Origin of the sequence: Chroococcidiopsis cubana SAG 39.79 (genome assembly GCF_003991895.1) — a bacterium.
GTDB classification, from domain to species: domain Bacteria; phylum Cyanobacteriota; class Cyanobacteriia; order Cyanobacteriales; family Chroococcidiopsidaceae; genus Chroococcidiopsis; species Chroococcidiopsis thermalis.
Window position 1 is genome coordinate 1 of the sequence record NZ_RSCK01000171.1, and the last position, 6,970, is coordinate 6,970.

The following is a 6,970-nucleotide window of genomic DNA, read 5'->3' on the forward strand; positions in this document are numbered from 1 at the left end:
CAAAACTTTTTTCGTGAGAAACATGTTGCTTACGCCGCAACCTAAAACTGTTCACTATTCTATGCTCTGGTTAGTAAATAAGCCGTGCGCTCTTGAACTCGCAGTTCTAGCTCTTCAAATGATGCTTCTAGCTGGGCTGCCATCTTATTAAAAGCTTGCTCTAAAACTTCCAGTTCATCTGTATTCCTCGCTTCAGACTGCTGAAACGTATTGCTAGCAATTACTTCAGATGCTTGGTTAAGTCGGCGCGTCCTTTGCAAATCTATCTCTGCTAGGCGATCGCACTCAGCCATAATGTGTTGTAAGCGCTGATTCAGTCTGCGGATAAAGAAGGCAACAACTAAAGCCAGGATGATAGCCGCTCCCAGCGCTCCTCCCACAGTAATAGTTAACGCGGGACCCAGCACAACCCATTGAGGCACTGATGCGATCGTCAACCAGTTTGTACCTTTAACTCGCTCGTATGCCCAGTAGTGTCCCTCAGCTTGAATTAATCCAGCTTTACCATTCGATATCTTTTGCCATACAGCCTTTAATTCGGGTATATCCTTGTATGTTGACAGTGCCTTAGCCTTTTGGGGATCTGGAGGATAAGTAAGCAGGTTTCCTTTTTCACTTATAATTGCTAGATAACCCGATTTCCAGCTTTTGGGAGTTTGTACTTGAGCGCTAAGAGCTGTCACATTTATATCTAATCCAGTAACTCCAATTAGCTTGTTGTTATCATCATATATTGGCGCTCCAGTAGTAGTCATGGTAATTCCAGACCATTGGTACGGCTCTAACCAAATAGCTTTTTTTATTACCACAGGTAATTTGTAAAATTCTTGTTCGCGGCATTTACTATCAACCTCACATACATCTGCAAACCGAATATGATTATGTGGTGGTGCTAGAGGTTGTCCCACTTGATCGGGAGTATCCTGATCTAGGAAAAAGTATGGCCAAAACGATTGACGATCTAGCAGAAGTTGGAAAGGCTCCTGACCAAAACCAAGAGCCAACATTAGAGATGAACGTTGCTGAAACAGCTCGAAAACTATCTGTTTATATGCATTTGCGTCTTTGATACTCAGACGATGCATGGTCTTGACTGTAGCAACTAAACTCAAATTCAGTTGCTCAGCTTTAGCAAACTCTCCTTCAATTGACTTGACTTGCGTGCTGAGATTACTTTGAATTTCTTCTTTAGCTCGATTTTCTAATGCTTGATAGAAAAAACAGGACATTCCAGCTAACCCTACTAAAGCACTTGCTAGTACATGAGTAAATAGTCTGGAAGCAATTGATTTCTTAATGGGGTTTTTTGCAGTATTCAGCAGCATATCCCTACATCAATCTCTTTACAGAGATACAAAATATGATTTAACTTACTCAACCAAACCTATAGTTCCCAGATTAATTTCAAAATTAACAGCTTAGCATCTCAAGCATAGATTTGGATTGTAAGCTCACATCACACTTAGCACAGCATACAAAGTAAATGTCCTCATTCTGACTTCAGCCAGAAAGACATTGCCTTGGAGCGCTTTCTATCTGGTATAAGAAGTAGCAAACGAATGAGGACTGTTCAAGATAGCTTTTGAGAAGAGTCAAAGCTTACATAGATAGAGACATGACAGGTTGTTTGCCATTGCAGATTTCTGGCATTTTAAGAAAACCACTTCGGATATAGTAAAACAAGTATGTACTCAGCAACTGAGCATTGATTGGGGAACAAACAATTGTAGTTCCTTTAAGTCCGTTTATAACATTTTTATAGCTAGTCAAGTTCGCTCCTACTGAACATTTTTCTAAATAGCTCAAGCCTTTCTCTGAGGTTTTTGAAGTTAGCACAGATACTATGCTGTCTAATGACTCTATATTGTTCCTCAGTAAATCTTCCCATTGTTTATGACAAACTTGTTGTACTGAATAACCGCAGGTATTGATAGTTTCAACAAATTGAGTCATTGATACTGGCTGAGGATTAATAAAGTTAAATGTTTTTCCCAGAGATTCTTCTTGTCTAGATATGTATATTGCCCCTTTGCTGAAATAATCTACTGGAGCTATATTAAACATCATATCGAAACTAGGAGCATATCCAAGTTGAACAAATCCTTTGATTAATCGGTTCATCAGATCGTTTACATTCGCCACGTCTGTTTTGCTATGCCCTGTAATCATTGCTGGTCTGTATATAGAAACGGGCAGTCCTCGCAATTGAGCAGTTGTGACCATTTTCTCAGATACCCACTTACTCTTGGTATAACCATCAAAACGAATTGCTTCGCTTGGATTCAGTTCGTCCTGTTCTGTAATCAAGTTAGTTCCAAATGCTCGTGAAGTTTGGAATACGTCAAGAGTAGAGATAAAGTGGAAAGGTTTAACTTTGATCTGGGTTGCTAGTTTTAAAAGCTCTTGAGTACCGAAAACGTTAGTTGCGCGAAGAGCGGTATAAGGATAGATCAGATTAATGTATGCAGCATTGTGGTAAATCACATCGATTTTGCGAGCTAAAGCCAGAAACTGTTCTTCAGAAACTCCCAATAACGGCTCTGATAAATCTCCAGTAATTGGAATGATTCTAGAATTATTTTTTTTGTCCCATAGTAGATATTTCTCAAGATTACTTTGGATCTTTTGTTTACCTATTTCGGGATCGGTGGCTTGAACGAGACAATAAATGTTAGCTTGAGTCTGCTCTAGAAGTTCATAGAGTAAAAAGGCTCCTAAAAAGCCCGTAACTCCAGTAATGAAGATATTATCTGGTTCAGTCTTAATTGCTGTTGAGAGATGGTCGAGGTTGATAGTAGGAACCAAGGCAGCATCCGCTTCCAAATCAGCAATAGTGCTATCATCGCTGGTTGCTGCCGTCTTTGAGCTAATAGCGGCATTGATAAACTCAGCAAGAGTGGCTATTGCCTGGGTATCAAATAAAGCAACTATGGGGATCTCTATTTGAAAAACTTCTCTCGCTTTAAATATTACTTGAATGGCTAGTAGAGAATTTCCACCTAAGTCAAAGAAATTGTCATAAACTCCTACTGGCTGAATACTAAGAACCTGTGACCAGATTTCTGATAAACTCTTCTCTATCTGAGTTCGAGGTAGCACCAAATCCTCTTTTAAAGCAGGTCTACTTTGACTGGGCGTAGGAAGCGCTCTGCGATCGACTTTACCGGAGGGAGTCAGTGGTAGTGTATCAAGAAACATAAAAGCAGATGGAACCATGCAATTAGGCAGCTGCTCCTGAACAAAAGTGCGAAGATGTACAGCTATCTCATCTTTGTCTCTAGTAAGCCGAGCGTCTTCAATAACAATGTAAGCCACTAAGCGCTTGTTATCTGATGAATCCTCACGAGCAACGACTACAACATCTTTTACTAAAGGATGTTGACTGAGAATAACTTCGATCTCACCTAACTCAATGCGAATACCGCGAATTTTAACTTGAGCGTCAATCCGTTCTATATACTCAAGAGTGCCATCTGGTCGGTAACGTGCTAAATCCCCAGTTCTATAGAGTCGCGCTTCTGTTTCGTTGCTAAAGGGGTTAGGAATGAACTTATTATCTGTCAATTCCGGTTGGTTAAGATAGCCTCGCGCTAAAGCTACCCCACCAATTGCCAGTTCTCCTATTTCTCCGGTAGCAACTAGTTGGCACGGATCTTCTTTGCGGCGTAAGTTTGGATCTAGCAAATAGATATGGGTATTCGCAATAGGCTGTCCAATTGGTGGTAAATGAAGCCAGTTTTTAGATGAGCCTGAGAGTCTATATGCAGTTACTACGTGGCTTTCAGAAGGTCCATACTGGTTTTCCAATGTACACTCTTTAAGATGACTAAACCAATGTGCAATTGAGTTAGTAATTTTTAGCTGTTCTCCAGCTGTAATGATTTCTCGTAAATAAATCGGTAAATTGAGTTTAGTTTTAGCGACTTCAGCTAAATGCTGAAGTGCAATATATGGAAGAAATAAACGCTCAATAGCCTGTGCGCTCAGGTAATGCAGCAGTGCTTCAGCATTTCGTCGGATTGACTCTGACACCAAAACTAAAGTGCCACCAGAAGATAAAGTTGAAAAAATTTCTTGGAAGGAGACATCAAAGCTAACAGGTGTGAACTGTAAAGTTCTAGCTACTGGATATCTGAAATTTTGTATTTGCCAGGTTAATAAGTTCACTAAAGGATGCTGTGGCATAGCCACTCCCTTTGGTCTTCCAGTTGAGCCAGAGGTATATAGCACATATGCCAAATTGTCTAAAGTAAGTTTGCTTTGAGGATTTGCTCTTGTATATTGAGCGATCGCCTGCCAATCGCTATCTAGATAAACAACATGACTGTTACACTTGGGAAGACGATCGCTGAGATGGCTTTGAGTTAGTAAAATAGGAGCCTGAGCATCTTCTAACATGTATCGCAGTCTATCGATAGGATATGACATGTCAAGGGGTAGATACGCTCCACCAGCTTTGAGAATGCCTAGAAGCCCCACAATCATCTCTAAAGAGCGATCGACACAAATTCCTACTAAAACTTCTGGCTTAACTCCCAATGCCTGTAGGTAATGTGCTAGTTGATTTGCTCTTTCATTCAATTCTCGATAAGTCAGTTGTTGGTTTTCAAAAACAACTGCTACGGCATCAGGAGTTTTTAAGACTTGAAGTTCAACTAACTGATGAATGGAATTGATTTGAGTCTGATTCTGCATTGATTTACCTACTACTTTAGATGGAAGGCTGAAGATAGATAACAATAAATTTGAGAATATTGAAAATTCTAGGATAACTACCTTTAAATGATGCCAGCTAGCGATAATTCTGAATTAAATACTTTATTTCCATTTGCCGAGCTGAATATAGGTTGCAACATCATTGTTTGCTTAATCGGAATTTGAATACAGAATGTGGCTCCGTGTCCTGGTTCGGAAAAACACTTTAAAACTCCTCCGTGCTTCTCAACAATTTGGTGACTGATAGAAAGACCTAAACCAGCGCCATTACCAGCAGTTTTCGTTGTAAAGAAAGGCTCGAATATGCGATCGCGAACTTCCTCGCTAATTCCAGCGCCATTATCTTGAATACGAATAACGACGTGGGGACTAGAGAAGGAGAAACTAGAATGAGCGGTAAATTTGTCTTCAAGCTGCCACATTCCTAAAGCTAAGGAACTTTCATTTTCGACTTCCATGACTTCTGTACGAATGGTAATGGTTCCAGCTTCGCTCTGATTTTCCACAGCATCGATTGCGTTAGCAAGAATACTCATAAATACTTGATTAATTTGACTAGAATAACAGTCAATCAAAGGCAATTTGCCATATTCTCTAACAATCCGAATTCCAGAATGCTTGCTGATTGCTTTCAGGCGACTATCTAAAATCAGCAGAGTACTATCAATCCCTTCATTAATATCTATCGGCTTCATTTCTAACTCATCAGAGCGAGAGAAGTTACGCAGTGACAGCGCAATTTTACGAATGCGTCCTACATCTACTTTCATTGAATTTAGTGTTTTTGGTAAATCCTCTAAGAGAAATTCTAAGTCAATGTTCGCCATCAATTCTTGAATTTGAACGCGATCGCTAGGATGATATTTTTGATAAAGTTCGATCAAATTTAATAAATTTTGAGCATAATTACTTATGTAAGCGAGATTACCATGAATGAAGTTCACGGGACTGTCGATCTCATGAGCAATTCCTGCTACTAGCTGTCCCAAACTAGACATTTTCTCACTCTGAATTAGATGAGCTTGGGTATGTTGCAATTCATATAAAGCTTGCTGTAACTGTTGAGCTTGTGCTTGAGCAACAGTCGCAGAAATGCAACTTTGTTCGTAAAGGAGAGCCTTCTCAATTGCTACTGCTGCGTGGAAAGCAAACATCGTCAGAATTTTTAAGTCTTCAGAATTGTATGAGAGCGCGGTTCTCTCGCTCAGCTCATCTACTTCTTGGCTCCAAAAAAATATCACCCCATTCATTTGTTCTTTCGTCTTCAGTGGGACGCAAATTAAAGATTTGATCGGTCCTTGATACTCGCCAAATCTAGGATCGGCAGTAATATCATTGACAATCTCGCCTTTACCTGTGTCAGCAATCCGACCAATAAGTCCTCCACATAACTTCAAAGATTCTTGAGATGGAAAAGCTTGACCAACAGATGATAGAGATTCTAACTCTCCTGTTTTTTGATTCAGGAGTAAAATCGATCCGCCTGTAGCTTCAATTAGTTTCCCAACACCCTCAATAACCAGTTGGGCAACTTCTTTTAATTCTAAGCTAGCAGTAATCTGAGTCGTAATATCGTGGAGCAAAGTCAGCTCTCGATATTTCTCTAATAATTCGTTTGCCAGCGCCTTTTTCTCAAATTCCTGTTTTAGTAAGTAAGAAATCAGGTTAACAATAGCAATAGCTTTTTCACTACCAGCAATCCAGCCAATAACACGGTCGGCAAATTCAATTGGATACCTATGTGTTGAGTTTTCACTACCTACTCCTACTATTCTTTTGCCATCAGCATCATGAATTTGAATGGCTGTACCTGTTTCCTGTTTTAAATACTCAAGCAGAGCAACTACTTCTTTTTTTGTTGCTATTTTTTTAAAGTTAACTGGAACCATTGGCTTTTGTCTCTAGCTGTTTGTTTATTTATTTATCTTATGTTTTTAAGCTCAAACCACTGATGGTTTAGCAACTATTCGCTATCGGAGTTAGTAGATTACCAGAATTAAATCACTCGATGTAGATGCAAATAATTCTGTTGGTTATTTTCACTATTTCACTAGCGATCGCTGAATGCCAACTACTTTATTAAAATTTTATTAAACAGAACTATTTGCTTGAAGATTGGCTTTTAAGCTATTGAATTAAGCAATTTTACAGTTGTTATTAATCAAAAGGTAGATACTGGAGTTTAGACTAAATCAAGAAAAAAGCGGTCAATCCTGTTGAAGTGACCACTTTTTGGTCAATGCTGAGATTTAGA

3 protein-coding genes are annotated in these 6,970 nt (G+C 39.3%); all 3 read right to left on the reverse strand.

Going from position 1 to position 6,970, the window contains the following annotated elements:
• Window positions 1–59: 59 nt before the first annotated feature.
• The gene (locus DSM107010_RS36070; protein ID WP_106169126.1) at window positions 60–1,325 is read right to left on the reverse strand and encodes a PDC sensor domain-containing protein; all 1,266 of its coding nucleotides are present in this window, start codon (window positions 1,323–1,325) and stop codon (window positions 60–62) included.
• 274 nt (window positions 1,326–1,599) lie between these two features.
• Window positions 1,600–4,695: a non-ribosomal peptide synthetase family protein gene (locus tag DSM107010_RS36075; protein WP_106169125.1), complete on the reverse strand. Its 3,096-nt coding sequence runs from the start codon at window positions 4,693–4,695 to the stop codon at window positions 1,600–1,602.
• A gap of 83 nt (window positions 4,696–4,778) precedes the next feature.
• Complete coding sequence (locus tag DSM107010_RS36080) at window positions 4,779–6,605, reverse strand: ATP-binding protein (protein ID WP_106169124.1); 1,827 nt, start codon at window positions 6,603–6,605, stop codon at window positions 4,779–4,781.
• Between the last annotated feature and the right edge of the window lie 365 nt (window positions 6,606–6,970).

Excerpts from the sequence above, each read along its gene's own strand:
- DSM107010_RS36070 (WP_106169126.1), bottom strand. The coding sequence starts at position 1,325 with ATGCTGCTGAATACTGCAAAAAACCCCATTAAGAAATCAATTGCTTCC.
- DSM107010_RS36075 (WP_106169125.1), bottom strand. The coding sequence starts at position 4,695 with ATGCAGAATCAGACTCAAATCAATTCCATTCATCAGTTAGTTGAACTT.
- DSM107010_RS36080 (WP_106169124.1), bottom strand. The coding sequence starts at position 6,605 with ATGGTTCCAGTTAACTTTAAAAAAATAGCAACAAAAAAAGAAGTAGTT.